The organism is Rhodococcus sp. WY5 (genome assembly GCF_018588185.1).
In the GTDB taxonomy this organism is placed as follows: Bacteria; Actinomycetota; Actinomycetes; order Mycobacteriales; family Mycobacteriaceae; genus Rhodococcus_F; species Rhodococcus_F qingshengii.
Window position 1 is genome coordinate 3,057,766 of the sequence record NZ_JAAMPR010000001.1, and the last position, 18,416, is coordinate 3,076,181.

Genomic DNA, 18,416 nt, shown 5'->3' on the forward strand with positions numbered 1-18,416 from the left:
CCCAATATCTGACAAAAAGGACAGCATTCGCCGCGCGGCGCCGGGTAGTTTTGTGCTTTGCTCAGTAAGTGACGCACCTTCATCGAGGCCATGTCTTCCACATCTCCGGTCGTCCGACGGTAGAGGATGCGGCGCAGTCGCTCGTCTCGATCCCCGACGGCGTCTTGGCGATCGACGATGCCGGAACGATCGTCTACTGCGGAGAATTCGGATCACTCCCGAGCGGTCTCGAAGGCGCTGAAACCCACGACCACCGACCGGGTTTCCTGCTGCCCGGATTCGTCGATGCACACATTCATTTCCCGCAGACCTACGCCGGCGACGCCTACGGCGGCGGCCAACTCCTCGAGTGGCTCGACCTGTGCGTCTTTCCCTCCGAATCGAGATTCGCTGATCCGGAATTCGCCCAGCACGCTGCCGAGGCCTTCTGCGCTCGCCGAATCGCCACGGGAACCACGGCCGCGATGGTGTTCGGATCGGCCTTCCCGCACGCGCAGGACGCCCTGTTCTCGGAAACTCTGGAACGCGGCCTTCGAGTGGTCAGCGGACGCGGGATTCAGACCACCGGCCCGGCCTCCGCCGCTGCACTGATCACCTCGGAAGAGGACGCGATCAGACTCACCCGCGAGGAGATCGACAAGTGGCACGCGGCCGACACCGGCGACGTGAACACTGCGCTCGTTCACGTCGCAGTGGTTCCCCGCTTCTCTCTCGCGGTGACAACACGGACGCTGAAGGACTTGGGGGAGTTGTACGACTCCGTCCGTGACCGGGGCGTCTACTTCCACAGTCATCTCAACGAGAACAATCGGCCCGGAACCGGCGAGGTGGCAACCACACTCGCCGAGTACGAGGTCGAGACCTATCTCGACACGTACGACGGCAAGTTCCTCCCCGGCTCACAGGTCGGCGGAAAGAGCTTCCTGGGTCCACGCGCGATACTCGCGCACTCGGTGCACTGCCAGGACTCCGAACTCGCACGAATGGCCGAGACCGGAACCTCGATCGCACACTGCCCTACTTCCCAGCAGTTTCTCGGCTCCGGCACCATGCCGTGGAAACGAACCGTTGCGTCAGGGGTCAACATCGCGATCGGATCGGACTTCGGTGGCGGCGACGAGTGCCTGCTCACCCGAGTCCTCGGCGACGCCTTCAAGGTTCACATCTCCGAAGCCGGCGACGACGGAGTGTCGATGCACCCTGCCGAACTGCTGTTCACCGGAACACTCGCCGGTGCTCGCGCGCTGGACATGGAGAACCGGATCGGCAACTTCGACGAGGGCAAAGAGGCCGACTTCCTGGTGATCGATCCGTCCGGGTGGCCGCCGCTCGCCGGGCTCGTCAGCTACGGAACGCGTTCGGATGATCCGATACTCGCCCGCGACCAGACGCTCTTCGGGCTCCTGATGGCGATGCGCGAGCCCGCGATTGCGCACGTGTACGTGCAAGGGCGCCGGATATCGGGCTGACGTGTCCGCAACTGCCATCACCGGGTACCACCGAACGAGTTCGGGATTCCGGGCGTGGGTCGAGCGTGCGGCCGAGACCGCCGGTCGATTCGACGGCTACCTGAGCTGTGGCATCAGTGATCAACCGGAACCGGTGTCGCACGGCGTGTCCGTCACGTTCGACAGTGCCGACGATCTTCATCGTTGGCTGGAGTCGACTGATCGCCGCGATCTCGAAAGATCAGCTGCTGCAACGGGAATTCTGGCGCAGACGAGTGATCTCGTTCTGATCGACGGCGTGCTGCCGCCGCCCGGTATCGGTGTGTACGACCACGCCGTCGTCGTGGGTAAGGAGAACGAGTTTCTGCGAACGCAACGACACCTCATCGATCTCAGTTCGCGATTCTCCGGCTACGAGTCGGTGATGTTGATGCGGTCGGTCACCGACTCCACCCAGTGGAAGTCCGTCCTTCGGTTTCGGACAGAGCAGCAGTTGGCGGTGTGGATGGCGTCGCCCGAGAGGGCCGCAGCACTACCGAAACTGCGGGCCGAGTTGGCCGAGGACTTCACCGAGACCACGCGGTCGACACCGTTCGGCACCATTCTGCGTACGGAGAACGGGCAGACTCGCGCGACGCCGAATTGGAAGACGGCGATGATCATCCTGCTCGTCCTCTATCCGACGGTGATGACGCTGTCGAGGTTTCTCGGGCCGTTGCTCGACGGGATCGGAGCGCCGCCGTGGCTGTCGATGTGGTTGAGCCAGATAGTCAGCGTCGGCGCCATGACGTGGTTCCTGATGCCGACGGTCACGAGATGGTTCCGTCATTGGCTGGACCCGGTCGACGGCGCCGTTCCCCGCACCAACTGGCGCGGCGTCGCGGCGGTAATTGCGGTGTACGCAGTGACTCTGACGCTCTTCGCGTCGGTGAAGTGGCTGCAGTTCTGGGACTACTTCGACTGAATCCGGCCTCGGCGGAAGTAGGTGAGTGGCCCGAAGAAGTTGACGAAGATGATCGCCGCCCACTTCTTCTTGCTGCCGTTGACCGTATCGGCAGGGCGTCGCGCCAGGTCTGTCCACGCGGCGATCGCCAACAGGGACTGAATCGTTGCGAGCACGGCGACGACGCGGCGTTGCGCGGGTGACAGCTCACTCCAGGACTTCTTCTTTGTGAGGTTCATGAACTCCACTGTGCCCTCGAACGTCCAATCGGTGTCGAGATCCGGTTGTTATCGGTGCCGGGAGTTCCTCAAATCAGTGTGAATAGCGTCACCATGATGACCGATAGGTATGGTCCCGCGGGCCGTCGGGCCGGTCGTTTTCGGCGTAAAGATCTCGCTAACTCGAACTGTGGCTGAATGTTTGCGCCCGCACTAAGCTCGCGTGGCTACATTGCCGCGGGGGATTTGGCCAATCTGCTGGTACGCCCTCTATCGGGAGCAACACCCATCCTGTTAAGTAAGGCTTGCCAATCTTGTGGTCGGCCTACAGGTTTGATGCTGCTCGGTAGCTGCTATCGGGAATGATGTTCGGAATACGTCAATAAATCGTCCTTAGGTGACAGTTTGATCACTGCCGGTGGGTGTTACCTGTGTGTATGTCCGCGCCCCGAAGGGGTCGAAATGTAACGTCCCGGACACATTTGGTGTCGCGGAAGTAACGGAAGGCCTCTACTCTTATCGCCAGCAGCCACTCACGTGGCGGCAATCCTCTGGACCGTATCTTCGACAGGAGCACATCGCATGAGCAGCGCAGAATTCTCGGATGCCTTCACCTTCCTCAACGACTTCTTCAGCAACGCGTCTGATCTCTTCAGCGCTCTGAGCTTCTTCACCTCGCTCAGCTGATAGCTTCCGGCCGCTAGGCCGACTCAGTGGCCCCCGAAGGCGATGCCTTCGGGGGCCACTGTTGTCTGTCAGGCGTCCAATTTGGTGACAATGTGAGCATTGTTGACCAAGTGCATGGCGGGGTTGATGTGACTGTGGTGGAATGCGAGCGAAAGAAGATAGCTTGCCTGCCCGCCACTTCGAGCGGGACACGCCGATGATCGGAGCTTTGTGCACGTCTCGCGAAGAAACCTCTTCAAGTACGCAGCGGCTGGATCGGCGGCTGCCGGACTCGCTGCATTGAGCGGTACGACGTCGGTGGCCAATGCCGGTTCGCTCGGGACCCTGCTCGATTACGCCGCCGGTGTGCCGTCCGCTCAGGCAATCAAGGCCGCCGGGTATGCGGGCGCCATTCGATACGTCTCGGACAGGCGCCCGGGCGCCGATTGGATGGTCGGCAAGCCCGTACTGGCGCGGGAAACCGACGCGTTGACCGCGGCCGGACTTCAAGTCGTTTCTTGCTATCAATTCGGCAAGGGCGGAACGGCGGACTGGCGCGGGGCCCGCGAAGCGGGCAAGCGTCATGCTGCCCGTGGCCTCGAACTACATGCGGCGGCTGGTGGGCCGTCCGGTCGCCCGATCTACGCGTCGATCGACGACAACCCGACCAGTACTGAAATCACTACGCTGATCGCGCCGTACCTCGAGGGGTGGGCCTCGGTTGTCGGCAACGGAGCGCTCGGCGTCTACGGAAACACTCGCGTGATCGACGCAATGATCAGTGCCGGCGTCGGAACCTGGTTCTGGCAGCACAACTGGGGCTCGCCCGCAGGGTATGTGCACCCGCGGGCAAACCTGCATCAGTTCGAGATCGACAAGCGCAAGGTCGACGGCGTCGGCGTGGATCTGAACTCGATCCTCACTCGGGACTACGGGCAGTGGTCGTTGGCCGGTGCGGTCGGTCCGGCCCAGCCGGTCGGATCCTCGTTGCCGACAGGATCTATCGCACCATAGCGCCGAATTTGGCGAGCCAGGCCTTGGCGTCGTCGGGGAGGGTGCCCGCCGCTTCCGCGGCGAGGCACCATGCTTTTGCCATCGACAGGAAGTTCATCGGGTTGTAGGCGTCTTCTTCGCGAGACCACAGTCCGTTGCCGGCGTAGTGCAGGATCGTGATGTTGGCGGCTCCGTGCTTGGATCCGTCACCCGGATCCTCCATCGGGTTGTCGATCTCGCACACGATCCATCCGCGCTGCTCGTCGACCACGAACCAGTTGGCCGGGAATTCGGTCATGCGGTGCCCCGGGAACTCCGTCATCGTGCGAGTAACCCACTTGCGTACGGCCTCTCGGCCATTGAGGGTGCCGAAAGCGTGTTCCACGTAGACGACGTCCTCGGTGAACATGTCCGCGAAGGCGTTCCAATCGCCGGAACGAGTGCACTCGACAACGGTGTTCTGGTAACCCGCGAAGGCGTCTTCGAGTTCGGTGCGTGTCCAGGTCATGAAAGGCTCCTCGGGTAGTCGTCGCCTCAAATTAGAACACGTTGCAGAATTGATTGTCGGCGATTCGATGGAGAAGAGTTCTGCGGTACCGTCGTTGTCGGGTCGGGGACCCGTTATGTGAGAGGGCACCACGTGGATATCATCATCAATTTCATCTACACACTTCTGTCGAAGTTGCAGACGGGCAGCATCGAAGGCTCTTCGGAGAAGTGAGTCCTCCGCCGGGTTGATTCCCTTACGAGACTTTCTGTTTGGGAATCAACCCGGCGAACACCATCGTCACGACGGCGGCGGCGATGGAGATCAGGAACGTGGCACGAAACGCCTCGAACGAGGGGATCACTGCGGTGCCGACGGTGATGGTCATTCCGGCCAGGACGACGCTCACGATCGCGGCAGACGTCGACGTGCCGATCGATCGCATCAGTGAGTTCAGTCCGTTCGCGGCTGCAGATTCCGTGATGGGGACTGCGCCCATGATCAAGGCCGGCATGGCCGAGTACGAGAGCCCGACGCCCGCTCCGATGAACATTCCGGCCACGGCGACCTGCCAGACGCTCGACACCGTGAAATATGCGAAGGCGTAACCCAATCCGATGACGAGGGCGCCGAGCATCAACGTGATTCGCGGGCCGCGCCAAGCCGAAATTCGAGCGGAGACGGGCGAGAGCGCCATCATGACGAGTCCGCCGGGGGCCAGTGCGAGCCCCGCTGCAACCATGGACAGTCCGAGTCCGTAACCGGTGGACGTCGGTGCCATGAGCAGTTGGGGGAGCGTCAGGGAATTGCCGTACATGGCAAAACCGACGGCGATCGACGCGAAGTTGGTGAAGAGAACTTGCGGCCGGGCCGATACGCGGAGGTCCACCAGCGGTGCGTTGCGTCGAAGTTCCCACCATCCCCACACCAGGAAGCTGAGCGCGGAAACCGCAAGGAGCCCCAGGGTTTTCGCGTCGCCCCATCCCCAGGTTCCGCCCTTGGTGATGGGGAGTAACAGGGTGATCAGACCAACGGTGAGGCCGAGCGCACCGACGAAGTCGAAACGTCCCGGGCGTCGTACGGTCGATTCGGGAATGACGAACGCAACCAGTGCGATGCAGATCAGCCCGAACGCTGCCGATGTGACGAAGAGGAAGTGCCAGTTGGCATTCTGGGCGATCACCGCGGCGATCGGCAGTCCGATCGCACCGCCGACGCCGAGGGTGGCGCTCATGACCGCCATCGCGCCGGCCACTTTCTTCGGTGGAAGAACGTCACGAATGATGGCTATGCCCAATGGAATTGCCCCGACCGATGCTCCTTGAAGTGCACGGCCGACAACGAGCACGATCAGTGAAGGTGCGATCGCGCAGATGGCCGAGCCCAGAACGACCATCGCGAGACTGACCAGCAGCATTCGTTTCTTGCCGAACATGTCGCCGAGGCGCCCGCTGATCGGCGTGATCACCGCGGCGGCGAGGAGTGTTGCGGTGACCGCCCACGAGGTGTCGGCGGGAGTGGAGTTCAACAGGTGCGGCAATTGCGGAATGATGGGGACTACCAGCGTCTGCATCAAGGCGACGACGATTCCGCACAGTCCTAGAACGGTGAGCACTGGACCCGAGGATGCGTAGTTCGTGTCGGGGATTTTCTCGTCGACATTGGACGACCCTGCGTGAACGGACATGCGGCTCCCGCCATGGCGTGTTCTGATTGGTGCGTTCGCCCCAGTGTGCACGCTACACATCGTGTGTAGTCTGCACAATATGAGGATGGACCGGGACCCTGATCTGGTGAATATCGAGTACGAGTTGACTCTGCTCTCGCGTTACCACGCGCTCGCACAACGGGCCGAACTTCATCTGGACCGGTCGGCGTATCTACTGCTCGGTCGACTGGAATTGCAACATCCCATGAGCCTCAAGGAACTCTCCTGCGCTTTCTCGCTCGACATCTCCACCATCAACCGGCAGATCGGCGCGCTGAGGCGTCAGGGCTTGGTGGAGCGAGTGGAGGATCCGGACGGAGGGCTCGCGCGAAAGGTCCGGCCGACGGCGCAGGGGCTGTCGAAACTTCGTGCTGATCGCGAACATTCGACAGCCGGTGTCGAAAAGGTCCTCCGCGAGTGGACGCCGGAGCAGCGTCTCGCGCTCGGTGACCTACTGCGGCAATTCAATACCTCGGTCGAAGCGCTGGAAGGCCGCGAATGGCCGCGACCGAATCAGGTCTGAGAGTGCGAGACGGATCGTAGTGAGCGGTCCGGATCGCTCGAATCCGATTCCGGCGCAATGACAACAAGTTTCGGGTGCTCTTCGGGGGCTGCATGATTTCCACGCCAGGAGAGCAGTGACCAACGTGAGAGACCGGACAGCGCGGACCCGAGACTGGCGAACGAGCCCGAACTCAGGACCGACGCCGTAGACCCGATGCTTCCGATCGAAAGAAAAGAGCCGACGCTACCGATCGACAGGATCGAGTACGCCGATCCGATCGAGAGAATGGACCCCTCGGATCGGATGGACAGTATCGATCGCGTCGACTTGTGTGACCGTATCGACTGGTCTGGGCCGGATTTCTTCTCTGGACGACCGTGCGTGATGTCCACTCGTAGATGTCCCATCTATCGGGTCTATCACGGTGATCGGAGATGCAAAAGGGACCCACCGAAATTCGGTGGGTCCCTTTCACAAGACTTCGATCAAGCTACCGCGAACATGCCCACGGTCGGAAGGAAGCTGCAGGTGATGCGATCTGCGCCTTCCGGCTGGGTGGTCAGCGAACCGCTGATCACCGAGAGAACGCGTCCGGGGCCGGTATCGGCGATAGCCGACAGAGTGGCTGGGCCGTCCGGGTTGATGCGTGCGGCGTTGGTCAAGTTCTGGGTGGCGCTGCGCTGGTTGTCGATGTTGACCCAGGTGACGGTCATCGGCACCGGCTGGTCGTCGACGGCGGGAGCCGTACCGAGAGCGGTGAAGACGAATCCGGCCTGACCGGCAGCGGGACCGGGAGGAGGCAGGTGAGCCGGGCCGGGAACGGCAAGTGCGGTTCCGACCGAATCGGCGGTGGCCGAGATGCAGCCCTTGCCAAGCGTCGGGTAGAGGAACTGCGCGATGACGGGGGCGTTCTCGTCCGGGATCGCCGGTCCGCCGCCGCCGCTGCCGTCGAGGAAGGTGATGACCTTCTCGAGGGTGGCCTTGATCTCGGGCGGAATGCCGGGGGAGTTCAGGATCGCGCGAGCCTGGTCGAGCAACGCTTGCTGCGGTCCGCCTGCAACATCGGCCGGACCTGCGGCGGCGCCGATGATGGCGGGCGCAAACGATGCGAGGAACTCGATCGGCACACTTTCGGGTGCGGGCGGTGCTGCCGGATCGGCCATTGCCTGTGCCGGCAATGCCAGTCCTGCTACTGCGGCAATAGCGACGGCGGTGAACGCCTTTCGCATACCTCGGGTTCGAAGCACTGTTTCCCCATCCTTAGTCATACCGCGCGGGCGCCTAGGCGAGCTCCGCGTTTGACGGCTCGAGGGGTCACTCTATGTACAGAGCCCCCGGGTTGTACAGCTGTTCAGTTGCTGAGCAGCTACGCACCGGGGGGAGTCTATGGCATGACCGGCCTCGATCGTGATTTACGGCGACCATACCTGTGACTGAAGTGATCTATGTGAAAGTTGATGCAACTGTTACGTCAGATTGCGAGGTTTGTTCACTCGAAGATCAGTCGAAACGGACCGAATCGTCGACGAGTACGTCAATTCGACGGGCAAGGTCGAAGTCCAGTTCCGTGAGACCGCCCGCCGAGTGTGTCGAAAGCGTGTACGTGACCTTTCGCCAGCGAACGTCGATGTCGGGATGATGATCCGCGGCCTCGGCGACTGCCGCGATGCGTTGAAGAAGCGCGATGGCGTCCGGGAATGTCGTGGAGTCGACCGTGCGAGTGATCGACCCTGGCGACAGTTGCCAGGCGGGCAGTTCGTCGAGAGCGTTTTGGATCGCGGAGTCGGACAACAAAGTGGCCATACTCCATCATGGTGCGATGAGTGATGCACCTGCAAGGGATCGGGAAGTTGTCGCCGGTGCGATCTTCCGCGAGGGAAGGCTGCTCCTCGCGCAGCGGACGAGTCCGCCGGCTTTGGCCGGTCGTTGGGAGCTGCCGGGCGGGAAGGTCGAAGAATTCGAATCGCCACAGAACGCGTTGGCGCGGGAGCTGCTCGAGGAACTGGCGGTCGAGGTGAGATGCGGCGCCAGAATCGGTGTCGACGTGCCACTGTCGCCTGGGTTGGTCCTGCGGGCCTACCGGGCGGAGTTGGTGTCGGGAGAACCGGTCGCGCTCGACCATGCTCAATTGACATGGGTCGACGCCGAAGAACTGTTGTCGATGGATCTGGTGGACAACGATCGAGCCTGGATTCCCGAGTTACTCGCGGAATTGAGCGCGCTTACGCCGCACGAGCCTTCTTGAGACCCGCTTTCAGTTCCTTCTTGGATGCGCCCTCGTTCTCGAGCTTCTTCATCCGCATGATGACGACGGGACACTTGATGCACCGCGTCTTCTTGCGGCAGCACTTCTTCTTCGGCTTGAGCTGCGAGACCTTGCTTGCCTTGACTTTTCCCATGTGACGCTGCGGCTTTCCTGTTTCACTACGGCGGAGAGCCCGCTCTTGGAACGAGGTTAGCGTACCCTTAAATGACCTGTTTCTTCAGGTCGTAATCCTACGCGCATCGGCGTGGTGCAGATCACTATTCGCTGGTGGGGGCGGTGATAGAGGCCGCACAATGCAGGAGTATCAGCCCGGAGCGAGTAGTATTTACTAGGCCGCGGTGCCTTCTCAGGCGATTCGTGCCCTGATTCGGATCACACACTCGTGCAGCGGCCACCAGAAGAGCCGTGCGACTTGACTTTCGCGTGGCCGAATCAACTCAGCCAGGAGAGCCATCGCGTGACCATCACCAGCTTCCGTAACGTTGCCATCGTCGCACACGTCGACCACGGCAAGACCACCCTCGTCGACGCCATGCTTCGTCAGTCCGGCGCGTTCGAGGAGCGCGCCGAGCTGGTCGATCGCGTTATGGACTCCGGCGACCTCGAACGCGAGAAGGGCATCACCATTCTCGCGAAGAACACCGCAGTACATAAGGTCAACGAAGACGGTTCCATCACCGTCATCAACGTCATCGACACCCCCGGCCACGCCGACTTCGGTGGCGAGGTCGAGCGCGGCCTGTCCATGGTCGACGGCGTCGTCCTGCTCGTCGATGCTTCCGAGGGACCCCTGCCGCAGACGCGTTTCGTGCTGCGCAAGGCACTCGCCGCTTCGCTGCCCGTCATCCTGGTCGTCAACAAGACGGACCGCCCCGACGCCCGCATCGAAGAGGTTGTCACCGAGGCTCAGGACCTGCTCCTCGACCTCGCATCGGACCTGTCCGACGAGGCCGCCGAAGCCGCTGAGCTCGCACTCGAACTTCCCGTCCTCTACGCGTCCGGTCGCGAAGGCAAGGCATCGACCGTGCAGCCCGAGAACGGCAAGGCTCCCGACGCCGAGGACCTCACCGCACTCTTCCAGGTGCTGATGGAGTACGTCCCCGCGCCGAAGGGCTCGGTCGACGCACCGCTGCAGGCTCACGTCACCAACCTCGACGCATCCGCATTCCTCGGTCGCCTCGCACTCGTTCGCATCCACAACGGCGAGCTGCGCAAGGGCCAGACCGTGTCCTGGTGCCGCGAGGTCGACGGCGAGCCCGTCGTCACGAAGACCAAGATCACCGAACTCCTCACGACCATCGGTGTCGAGCGCGTTCCCGGTGAGGTCGCCGTCGCCGGTGACATCTGCGCCGTCGCAGGATTCCCGGACATCATGATCGGCGACACCCTCGCTGATCTGGAGAACCCGGTCGCACTGCCCCGCATCACCGTCGACCAGCCGGCAATCTCGGTCACGATCGGCACCAACACGTCACCGCTCGTCGGTCGCGTCAAGGGTCACAAGCTGACTGCACGCATGGTCAAGTCCCGCCTGGACCAGGAGCTCGTCGGTAACGTCTCGCTCAAGGTCCTCGACATCGGTCGCCCCGATGCGTGGGAGGTCCAGGGTCGTGGAGAGCTCGCACTCGCCATCCTCGTCGAACAGATGCGTCGTGAAGGCTTCGAACTCACCGTCGGTAAGCCGCAGGTTGTCACGCAGCTCGTCGACGGCAAGGTTCACGAGCCTTTCGAAGAGCTGACCATCGACAGCCCCGAGGAGTACCTCGGCGCCATCACGCAGCTCCTGGCCAACCGCAAGGGCAAGATGGTCCAGATGTCGAACCACGGCGCAGGCTGGGTTCGCATGGAGTTCATCGTTCCTTCGCGTGGCCTCATCGGCTTCCGCACGGACTTCCTCACGGAAACCCGCGGAACCGGTATCGCCAACGCCGTGTTCGACGGATACGGCCCGTGGGCCGGCGAGATCCGTGCGCGCCACACCGGCTCGCTCGTCTCGGACCGCTCCGGCACGGTGACGCCGTTCGCCATGATCCAGTTGGCCGACCGCGGAACCTTCTTCGTCGAGCCCGGCGCAGACACCTACGAGGGACACGTCGTCGGTATCAACCCGCGTCAGGAAGACCTCGACATCAACGTCACCCGCGAGAAGAAGCTGACCAACATGCGTCAGTCGTCCGCAGACGTGATGGAGACCCTCGCAAAGCCGATCAAGCTCGAACTCGAAGCAGCGATGGAGTTCTGCTCCAGCGACGAGTGCGTCGAGGTCACCCCGGAGGACGTTCGCGTCCGCAAGGTGCACCTCAACGCAACCGAGCGCGCTCGCGAGCGTTCACGTAGTAAGGCACGCGACAAGGCTGCTCTGTAGTCTTTCGTCGGTTACAACCTGACAGGCGGATGTGCCTTTCAGCCGAGTTTTCGGCGGAAAGGTACATTCGCCTTCATGGTTTCCAGGCAAAGTTCTGCCTGGAAATCGAGTGCGAAGGGGCGACGCGGCCCCGTACGGAAGGAATTGTCTGTGGCCTCAGGACGTCGCTACCTGGCGTTGGCAGTGGCAGTGACGGCGTTGTCACTGACTGCATGTACAGCCGATCCGCCGCCTCCGGTCGAGAGCACCGAAACCGTCAAGCCCACACCGACTCCGGTCGTTCCGGCGATGAAGCAGGTCACTGTGGCAATCGACGAGGTGGGAGGCGGATTCAACCCGCACCTGCTCGCGGATCAGTCGCCGGTCAACTCCGCAGTCGGCAACCTCGTACTGCCCAGTGCGTTTCGCCCGATCAATTCGCCCACACAACCTGGCGCGACGGAGTGGGCGATCGACGATTCTTTCCTCGTTTCCGCTGAAGTGACGTCGGAGGCCCCGTTCACGATTCGCTACCAACTGCGCAACGAAGCCCAATGGTCGGACGGCGCTCCCATTGCGGCAGAAGACTTTCGCTACCTGTGGCAGCAGATGATCTCGGTTCCCGGTGTGGTCAATCCCGCGGGCTATCAGATGATCGACGACGTGAACTCGTCCGGCGGCGGCAAAACGGTCAACGTCGTGATGCGTGCGCCGTATCCGGCATGGCGAGAGTTGTTCACCGATATTCTTCCGTCCCACCTGATCAAGGACACTCCCGGCGGTTTCAGCACCGGCCTGAGTGAGGGGATTCCGGTGTCGGGAGCCCACTTTCACGTGCGCTCGGTCGACCGCGGCCGGGACGAAATCGTGCTCGAACGCAACGACCGATTCTGGGGCAAGCCTTCAGACCCGGATCAGATAGTTCTGCGACGCGGAGGAACGGCTGCGCAGTTGGCGGATGCGCTGCGTACCGACGATGCCCAAGTGGCGCAGGTTCATTCGGGTAGTGCCACGGATATTCAGCTGTCTGCAATCCCGGGTGTCAGGACGGCATTCTCCTACGTTCCGCGCACTCTCGACATCAACGTGAACGGGCGAAGCAAGAACTTCGCGGATGTTCGGGTGCGTAAAGGTGTTCTGGGACTGCTCGATCCGGACCTGCTCGCCGTGGTGGCGGCAGGGAGTGAATCGGCGTCGGCCCCGGTGAAAGCTCAGATCCTCGCTCCGTCGGATCCGGGATATGCGCCCACCGCGCCGCCGAAACCGACCAGGGAGCAGGCGCTGGGCGAGCTGACTGCAGCCGGCTACCTGACGGCACCGCCCACCGGAATCGTCACGGGCACTGGAACGGTCGGATCGATCGTCCGTGACGGCGCCCAGTTGACACTGCTGATCGGCGCTCCCGAAAACGACGACATCGCGATCGCCGTGGCAAACACCGCTGCCGACGAATTGCGTGACGTGGGAATCCTGGCGACCGTCGAATCGGTGGCGCCGGAGGAACTCTACGGCGAGGACCTGACGACAGGACGCGTCGACATGATCGTCGGTTGGAGCCGGGCAGGCGCCGACACGGCCACTTCGCTGGCCTCGCGGTTCAGTTGCCCGAGCGCACCTTCCACTCCGGCAACAAGTTCGGCAGTGCCCGCACCGACGCCGTCGCAGACACCGGAGCCCATCCGAACGACAAGCGTCGAGGCTCCGAGCAACCTGTCCGGGCTGTGTGATCCGGCGTTGCAAGGTCGGATCGACGAAGCGCTCAGTGGCATCGGGGATCTGGGGTCGTTGATCGCCGATGCGGAACCCAGGCTGTGGGATCTTGCGGCGGTTTTGCCGATCGTGCAGAGCCGAGCGCTGGTCGCGGTCGGGACCGGAGTCGAGGGCGTGGTCCTCGACGGGCCGGTGCAGGTGGGGATATTCGGAAACGCTACGGACTGGGTGAGGGTGGAAAAGTGACCGCGTCGGCGAAGCGACTTCTGTTGGTGCACGCACATCCGGACGACGAAACGATCACCACCGGTGGCACCATCGCGCGATACGCGTCCGAAGGCGTCGAGGTCACAGTCCTCACCTGCACGTTGGGGGAGGAAGGCGAAGTGATCGGTGATGCGTGGGCCGGGCTCGTGGCTTCCGAGGCCGATCAACTCGGTGGCTACCGGATCGCGGAACTGAGCGCTGCTTTGTCGGCTTTGGGCAGTGCCGCTCCTCGCTTCCTCGCCGGTGCCGGTCGGTATCGCGACTCCGGAATGATCGGCACACCTTCGGCCGCCAATCCCCGTGCTTTTGTCAATGCTCGACTCGACGAAGCAGTCGGCGCGGTGGTCGCCGTCATTCGTGAGATTCGGCCGCACGTCGTGATCACGTACGACCCCAACGGCGGCTACGGGCACCCGGATCACATCCAGGCGCACGCGATCACGACAGCGGCCGTCGAAGCTGCAGGAACGACCGCGTATCCCGAGACCGGCGAGCCGTGGTCGACTCCGAAGTTCTACTGGACCGTGACCGAGCGCAGCGGACTCGAACGCGGCATCGCGGCGATTTCCGAGTTCCCGGAGAACTGGCGTCTGCCCGAGCCCGGGGAATTGCCGAGCGTCGAGGACACAGACGTGACGACGGCAATCGACGTTCGAGGCGTCATCGATGCGAAGGCGAGGGCATTGAGCGCCCACGCCACTCAGGTGACGGTAGCCCCGAGCCGAGCCGAGTTCGCATTGTCGAACAACGTGGTCCAACCGATCCTGACGGTCGAGCATTTCGTATTGGCCGCCGGCGCGCTCGGTCCGGTGGGTGAGGACGGCCGCGAGCGCGATCTGTTCGGCGGGCTGCACAGCTGACCTGGGCGTCGGCTCTCAGGCATTGCGATCGACGCCGTAGTGGTGTGTGATGCGTGTCACCGGATGGGTGGTCCTTTCGGTAACAGCAAAGCCTGGGGGCTGAAGAAATGTACAACTGGGACCTGCAGAACCAGATCGTCGCCTTCGTCGATTCGTTGCGTCCGATGGCTGGTTATTACCACGACTTGTATTACGGGTCGCTCTACGCATTCGCAGATCAGCAGAGTCATTTGCTGACTCTGCTCGGGTTCCCGCCGGTTCCCTGATCAGCTTCGTGCTTTTCGGGCGCGAGCCGGGGTGCTTGTCGGGAGGGACCCCGCGCTCGCGCGATGACGACCGATAGACCACTATCAAAACCATGACGACGGTCGAGAACAACACGGACGCCTCGACAGGAACGTCGCTGTCGTGGCTCGACCCTGTCATCCTCGGCGTCCTGATTTTCGACGGGTTCTTGTGCGCGGTGTTGTCCGTCCTGTTCTTGCCGACTCATCTCGGTACGACGGCATTTCCCATCAGCATTCTCGTAGCCGCGACCGCGAACCTCGTATTGGTGATCGCCGCCCGCACGGTTACGACGCCGGGTAGGGCCGCATTGCCGCTCGCCGGTTGGATCGTCGGGTTCTTGGTGTGCATGGTGGGCGGCCCCGGCGGCGACGTACTCGTGCTTTCGTCCCCTCTGACCTTCCTGCTGCTGGTCGGTGCGATCGCTCCGGCCGCCGTTTTCCTCTTCAAAGTGGCGATCAACAGACTTGCCACCCTCAGCTCGCAATAGTTCTCGGCGCGCGCGTAGGAAACTGACCCGTGCATAAGGGACACTCAGCCTGTGGCTGAACATGATTTGGCGGGTGCGACTATCGCCTTGACCGCAGAACGGCGTGTCGAAGAATTTGCGACGCTCCTCGAACGTCGAGGCGCGGAGATCGTGCGGACACCGGTGATCCATGTGCTGCCCTTGGTGGACGATCGAGACCTGAGGACTCAGACGTCCGCTTTGATTGCCGATCCTCCGGAATTGGTCGTGATCAGTACCGGGATCGGCTTCAGGGGTTGGCTCGAGGCCGTCGCCTCGTGGGGTTTGACCGAGGAGTTCCTCGGGGCGCTCGCCCACACGCGCATCATCGCCCGCGGCCCCAAGGCGACGGGCGCCATCCGAGGCGCCGGACTGCGCGAGGAATGGTCGCCTTCGGGTGAGTCGTCCGAGGAAGTTCTGGCACATCTCGGAAGCGAGGGAGTGGCAGGCTTGCGCATCGCAGTCCAGTTGCACGGCACCATCACCGAATGGGAGCCGTTGACGGACCTGAGCGCCTCCCTCGCCGACATCGGCGCGGTTGTCACTCCGGTATCGGTCTATCGGTGGATCCGGCCGCCGGATCAGTCGCCGGTCCGCGCGTTGGTCGCTGCAGTTCGTTCCGGTGCGATCGACGCGCTGACCTTCACCAGTGCCCCCGCGGTCTCCTCGATGCTCAGCACGGCAAAAGAAATGGGCGAGCTGGAGCGGTTCGTCGCAGCGATGCGCGGACCGGTACCGACCTACTGCGTCGGACCGGTCACGGCCGCTCCGCTGGAACTCCTCGGTGTTCCGACCATCCAGCCCGAGCGATCGCGTCTCGGTTCGCTGGCGAGGCTCATCATCGACGACCTGCCCACACGTCGCCACCGCCCGGAGTGACGGCTTCGATCAATTCCCACGCGTTCTCGGCGGGGAGATCGATCACCTCGTAGCTTCCGGTGCCGGCGGGCGTCGCGGCGACGACGGTTGCCACTCCCGCGCGTCGTTGGAAGAACGTCTCGCGCACCGTCCATCCGATGACACCTTCGGATTCGAGACTGTGACGCTGGCGATCGAGCGAGCCGTTTCGGGTGATCAACCATCCGGGTAGTACTGCGTGGCCGAGGCCCTTGTATCGGTCGTAGGCGAGGGCGGTGCCACCGATGGCGAGTACGGCGACCCCGAACCACGCGTAGATCGGTACATCGAGTCCAGAAGCCGCGCACGCCACACAGACCAGGAACGCCACCGCGGCGAGGAACAGTGCTCGGGTGTACCGGCGACGCCGCGCGGCCGGGCCGTGCGGGATCAGCGGGGCGGACGCCTGGCGTGAGTCACCGATCACGGTGGCCATCACTCGCTCGGCTTCCCTGCGCGGTCCCTGCGGGAGCAGTAGCGAAGATTCCTTCTTCTCGGCGCTGACCCCGGTCATGATGGCGTCGAGCCGCGCGCCGCGGGCCAATCGCAGCAGGAGCGGTTCCTTGAGCGTCGTGCCACGGAGGCGGGCGCGGTCGAGTGTGGTTTGCCGAGTCTTCAACAGGCCGTGACTGACATGCAGGATGCGGCCGTTGTCGGTGAGTTTCATGTTGCCGAACGCGATCAGGTACTGGACGCAGGCGAGTGCACTCGACAGCACCAGCAGCACGACGAGTGCGATGACGACCATCAGTGCGATGCCGAGGCTCTCGAGTGAGTCGAAGCTGTCGCTCACTGCCGAGGATTTCGCGACGGCAGTGCCGATGCCGTATTGGAACGAGATGCCGATGATGGCTGCGATGATGGCGATTCCGGTGAACGAAAAGGGGGCGTAGCGAACCCAACTCGGTTCCCAGTGACCGATTTCGGTGTCGACCGGTTCGGTGATGCTTTCGACCGGCGTGCCCGGGGTTTCCAGTCGCCGTGCTTGCTGGGCGCCGGCCAACAGTGCGGCGCGTAGGTCCGGAACCAGGGCGGTCGACAGGGCGTTGAGCTCGAACTTGTTCGAATCGTGGCCGCTCCCGGCGCGCTGGCCGGTACCGATGCGCACGATCGACAGTCCGAGCAACCGGTGCATGACCCCGGCCTCGACGTCGACGGATCGGATGCGGCTACGCGGGACGGAGAGCAGCTTTTTCTGGAAGACCCCGGTGCGCAGTTGAACGTGGACGGGTCCGATTCGGTACGTGGTGGTGAAATACCGCAACAAACCGAAGATGACGAGCAGAGTGACGACGCCGAGTCCCCACCAGTGGTTTCCGGATTGGCTGCCGAGAACTACGGAGACGAGTAGGACCGGGAGCAGTTTGACGACTTCGTTGACGGGGTGGACCAGAAGCATGCGTCGGTCGAGGCGGAGCCAGGGCTGTTCCTCTTCCGCGGCCTCGGCAGCTGCCGTTTCCGCCTCTACCGGGATCTCGATCGCGGTCGGGTCGCCCAACTGTTTCTCGTTCACGTCGCGTCTCCCACGTTGGTACCCGCGATCTCCGTCAGTTGAGCCACCGTGCGGTCGGCGACTTCCTGGTCGAGTGCGGAGATCTTCACGGCCCCGGCCGACGACGCTGTCGTGACCGTGACGGTTGCCAGACCCAACATGCGGTCGATCGGTCCGCGCTCGGTGTCCACGGTCTGCACGCGCGAGATCGGTGCGATGCGTCGCTCCTGGGTGAACCAGCCGGTGCGGGTGTATACCGCGGTGTCACTGATCTCCCATCGGTGGACCCGATACCGCCACGCCGGGACCATCAGAATGTAGGTGGCAGCGAAGAGCACGGTGACTGCGAATACGGTGCCGACCACCCAGGACGGGATTCCGGGTATCAAGACGGCACAGACGATTTCGGCGACGATGACGGGTACCCAGAACAGTGAGGCAGTGATTGCCCACAGCCTCGGGGCTTTGGTGCTGGGTCGCCATAACGGGTCGGCCATGGTCAGCGGTTGCGGCGCAGTCATGGGCACTACTTTGGTCGAGTGAGGGGCGATCTGTCGACATCGGCCCTATCGTGGAGTGTGGCGACCGCGAAGGGAGCACGTGATGACCGAACAAGATGCGACATTCGACCCGGAGGCTCCGGAATCAGATGCGCTCGAACAATCGACACCCGTAGATCCGAACGCCCCTGAAGAACCCGATCTGACCGACATTCCGCTCGACGCGCCAGTGGCTGACGTGGTGGATCAACGAGTCGAGGTTGCGGTCGACGACGACTACCGGCCGTCGTGATCGAGGCGGTGTCGGGGCGGGGAGGCC

At 63.0% G+C, this 18,416-nt stretch carries 21 protein-coding genes; 12 read left to right on the forward strand and 9 right to left on the reverse strand.

The annotated features are described in order from the left end of the window. Positions 1-68 precede the first annotated feature (68 nt). The gene (locus G4D79_RS14380) at positions 69-1,469 is read left to right on the forward strand and encodes an amidohydrolase family protein (protein WP_047270336.1); all 1,401 of its coding nucleotides are present in this window, start codon (positions 69-71) and stop codon (positions 1,467-1,469) included. A 1-nt stretch (position 1,470) separates the two neighbouring features. Further along, positions 1,471-2,412, forward strand: a complete 942-nt coding sequence (locus G4D79_RS14385; RefSeq protein ID WP_083059870.1) for an antibiotic biosynthesis monooxygenase — start codon at positions 1,471-1,473, stop codon at positions 2,410-2,412. On the opposite strand, the gene G4D79_RS14390 is transcribed toward G4D79_RS14385, so the two are convergent. Further along, positions 2,400-2,630, reverse strand: coding sequence for a hypothetical protein (locus G4D79_RS14390; protein ID WP_054801329.1), 231 nt, complete (start codon positions 2,628-2,630; stop codon positions 2,400-2,402). The two genes, G4D79_RS14385 and G4D79_RS14390, sit on opposite strands and share 13 nt — an antisense overlap. A gap of 876 nt (positions 2,631-3,506) precedes the next feature. Between G4D79_RS14390 and G4D79_RS14395 the strand changes: the two genes are divergently transcribed. Further along, positions 3,507-4,289, forward strand: coding sequence for a DUF1906 domain-containing protein (locus G4D79_RS14395; RefSeq protein WP_042920828.1), 783 nt, complete (start codon positions 3,507-3,509; stop codon positions 4,287-4,289). Here G4D79_RS14395 and G4D79_RS14400 read toward each other — a convergent pair. Next, a complete protein-coding gene (locus G4D79_RS14400; protein WP_007726289.1) occupies positions 4,276-4,776 on the reverse strand; it encodes a nuclear transport factor 2 family protein in 501 nt (166 codons plus the stop codon). The two genes, G4D79_RS14395 and G4D79_RS14400, sit on opposite strands and share 14 nt — an antisense overlap. Before the next feature lie 235 nt (positions 4,777-5,011). Next, positions 5,012-6,442 carry an MFS transporter gene (locus G4D79_RS14405; RefSeq protein ID WP_054188751.1) on the reverse strand — a complete coding sequence of 477 codons (1,431 nt, stop codon included), beginning with the start codon at positions 6,440-6,442 and terminating at the stop codon, positions 5,012-5,014. Between the two features lie 85 nt (positions 6,443-6,527). On the opposite strand from G4D79_RS14405, the gene G4D79_RS14410 reads away from it, so the two are divergent. Further along, positions 6,528-6,986: a MarR family winged helix-turn-helix transcriptional regulator gene (locus tag G4D79_RS14410; protein WP_003945257.1), complete on the forward strand. Its 459-nt coding sequence runs from the start codon at positions 6,528-6,530 to the stop codon at positions 6,984-6,986. Here the strand turns inward: G4D79_RS14410 and G4D79_RS14415 are convergent. From G4D79_RS14415 to G4D79_RS14425, 3 genes are all read right to left on the reverse strand, one after another. After that, positions 6,977-7,375: a hypothetical protein gene (locus G4D79_RS14415; RefSeq protein WP_042448789.1), complete on the reverse strand. Its 399-nt coding sequence runs from the start codon at positions 7,373-7,375 to the stop codon at positions 6,977-6,979. The genes G4D79_RS14410 and G4D79_RS14415 overlap by 10 nt on opposite strands. 78 nt (positions 7,376-7,453) lie before the next feature. Further along, positions 7,454-8,197 (reverse strand): hypothetical protein, encoded by a 744-nt coding sequence (locus tag G4D79_RS14420; protein ID WP_003945233.1) that lies wholly within the window; start codon positions 8,195-8,197, stop codon positions 7,454-7,456. A 271-nt stretch (positions 8,198-8,468) separates the two neighbouring features. Continuing rightward, complete coding sequence (locus tag G4D79_RS14425; protein WP_099697847.1) at positions 8,469-8,771, reverse strand: 4a-hydroxytetrahydrobiopterin dehydratase; 303 nt, start codon at positions 8,769-8,771, stop codon at positions 8,469-8,471. A 16-nt stretch (positions 8,772-8,787) separates the two neighbouring features. Between G4D79_RS14425 and G4D79_RS14430 the strand changes: the two genes are divergently transcribed. Further along, the gene (locus tag G4D79_RS14430; protein WP_007726279.1) at positions 8,788-9,213 is read left to right on the forward strand and encodes a (deoxy)nucleoside triphosphate pyrophosphohydrolase; all 426 of its coding nucleotides are present in this window, start codon (positions 8,788-8,790) and stop codon (positions 9,211-9,213) included. On the opposite strand, the gene G4D79_RS14435 is transcribed toward G4D79_RS14430, so the two are convergent. Continuing rightward, positions 9,191-9,367: a hypothetical protein gene (locus tag G4D79_RS14435; RefSeq protein ID WP_003945207.1), complete on the reverse strand. Its 177-nt coding sequence runs from the start codon at positions 9,365-9,367 to the stop codon at positions 9,191-9,193. The two genes, G4D79_RS14430 and G4D79_RS14435, sit on opposite strands and share 23 nt — an antisense overlap. 324 nt (positions 9,368-9,691) lie before the next feature. Here G4D79_RS14435 and typA point away from each other — a divergent pair, with 324 nt between their 5' ends. The 6 genes from typA to G4D79_RS14465 all read left to right on the forward strand — a co-directional run bounded on the left by typA (position 9,692) and on the right by G4D79_RS14465 (position 16,087). Continuing rightward, the gene (gene typA / locus G4D79_RS14440) at positions 9,692-11,599 is read left to right on the forward strand and encodes a translational GTPase TypA (protein ID WP_007726276.1); all 1,908 of its coding nucleotides are present in this window, start codon (positions 9,692-9,694) and stop codon (positions 11,597-11,599) included. A 150-nt stretch (positions 11,600-11,749) separates the two neighbouring features. Further along, complete coding sequence (locus G4D79_RS14445) at positions 11,750-13,534, forward strand: ABC transporter family substrate-binding protein (RefSeq protein WP_007726274.1); 1,785 nt, start codon at positions 11,750-11,752, stop codon at positions 13,532-13,534. Next, positions 13,531-14,415 carry an N-acetyl-1-D-myo-inositol-2-amino-2-deoxy-alpha-D-glucopyranoside deacetylase gene (gene mshB / locus G4D79_RS14450; RefSeq protein WP_007726273.1) on the forward strand — a complete coding sequence of 295 codons (885 nt, stop codon included), beginning with the start codon at positions 13,531-13,533 and terminating at the stop codon, positions 14,413-14,415. The genes G4D79_RS14445 and mshB overlap by 4 nt, the downstream gene beginning before the upstream one ends. 107 nt (positions 14,416-14,522) lie before the next feature. After that, on the forward strand, positions 14,523-14,681 hold the full coding sequence (locus tag G4D79_RS14455; protein ID WP_003945210.1) for a hypothetical protein: 159 nt from the start codon (positions 14,523-14,525) through the stop codon (positions 14,679-14,681). A 92-nt stretch (positions 14,682-14,773) separates the two neighbouring features. After that, entirely contained in the window at positions 14,774-15,190 is a 417-nt protein-coding gene (locus tag G4D79_RS14460; RefSeq protein ID WP_030536224.1) for a hypothetical protein, read from the forward strand. 51 nt (positions 15,191-15,241) lie between these two features. Further along, positions 15,242-16,087, forward strand: a complete 846-nt coding sequence (locus G4D79_RS14465; protein ID WP_007726271.1) for a uroporphyrinogen-III synthase — start codon at positions 15,242-15,244, stop codon at positions 16,085-16,087. On the opposite strand, the gene G4D79_RS14470 is transcribed toward G4D79_RS14465, so the two are convergent. Next, a complete protein-coding gene (locus G4D79_RS14470) occupies positions 16,047-17,618 on the reverse strand; it encodes a PH domain-containing protein (protein ID WP_081377527.1) in 1,572 nt (523 codons plus the stop codon). The genes G4D79_RS14465 and G4D79_RS14470 overlap by 41 nt on opposite strands. Further along, positions 17,615-18,118, reverse strand: a complete 504-nt coding sequence (locus G4D79_RS14475; RefSeq protein WP_007726268.1) for a PH domain-containing protein — start codon at positions 18,116-18,118, stop codon at positions 17,615-17,617. The genes G4D79_RS14470 and G4D79_RS14475 overlap by 4 nt, the downstream gene beginning before the upstream one ends. A gap of 82 nt (positions 18,119-18,200) precedes the next feature. Here G4D79_RS14475 and G4D79_RS14480 point away from each other — a divergent pair, with 82 nt between their 5' ends. Then, positions 18,201-18,389, forward strand: a complete 189-nt coding sequence (locus G4D79_RS14480) for a hypothetical protein (protein WP_003945217.1) — start codon at positions 18,201-18,203, stop codon at positions 18,387-18,389. The last annotated feature ends 27 nt before the right edge of the window (positions 18,390-18,416 follow it).

Excerpts from the sequence above, each read along its gene's own strand:
- G4D79_RS14390 (WP_054801329.1), bottom strand. The coding sequence starts at position 2,630 with ATGAACCTCACAAAGAAGAAGTCCTGGAGTGAGCTGTCACCCGCGCAA.
- G4D79_RS14400 (WP_007726289.1), bottom strand. The coding sequence starts at position 4,776 with ATGACCTGGACACGCACCGAACTCGAAGACGCCTTCGCGGGTTACCAG.
- G4D79_RS14405 (WP_054188751.1), bottom strand. The coding sequence starts at position 6,442 with ATGTCCGTTCACGCAGGGTCGTCCAATGTCGACGAGAAAATCCCCGAC.
- G4D79_RS14410 (WP_003945257.1), top strand. The coding sequence starts at position 6,528 with ATGGACCGGGACCCTGATCTGGTGAATATCGAGTACGAGTTGACTCTG.
- G4D79_RS14415 (WP_042448789.1), bottom strand. The coding sequence starts at position 7,375 with ATGGGACATCTACGAGTGGACATCACGCACGGTCGTCCAGAGAAGAAA.
- G4D79_RS14420 (WP_003945233.1), bottom strand. The coding sequence starts at position 8,197 with ATGCGAAAGGCGTTCACCGCCGTCGCTATTGCCGCAGTAGCAGGACTG.
- G4D79_RS14425 (WP_099697847.1), bottom strand. The coding sequence starts at position 8,771 with ATGGCCACTTTGTTGTCCGACTCCGCGATCCAAAACGCTCTCGACGAA.
- G4D79_RS14430 (WP_007726279.1), top strand. The coding sequence starts at position 8,788 with ATGAGTGATGCACCTGCAAGGGATCGGGAAGTTGTCGCCGGTGCGATC.
- G4D79_RS14435 (WP_003945207.1), bottom strand. The coding sequence starts at position 9,367 with ATGGGAAAAGTCAAGGCAAGCAAGGTCTCGCAGCTCAAGCCGAAGAAG.
- G4D79_RS14455 (WP_003945210.1), top strand. The coding sequence starts at position 14,523 with ATGTACAACTGGGACCTGCAGAACCAGATCGTCGCCTTCGTCGATTCG.
- G4D79_RS14460 (WP_030536224.1), top strand. The coding sequence starts at position 14,774 with ATGACGACGGTCGAGAACAACACGGACGCCTCGACAGGAACGTCGCTG.
- G4D79_RS14475 (WP_007726268.1), bottom strand. The coding sequence starts at position 18,118 with ATGACTGCGCCGCAACCGCTGACCATGGCCGACCCGTTATGGCGACCC.
- G4D79_RS14480 (WP_003945217.1), top strand. The coding sequence starts at position 18,201 with ATGACCGAACAAGATGCGACATTCGACCCGGAGGCTCCGGAATCAGAT.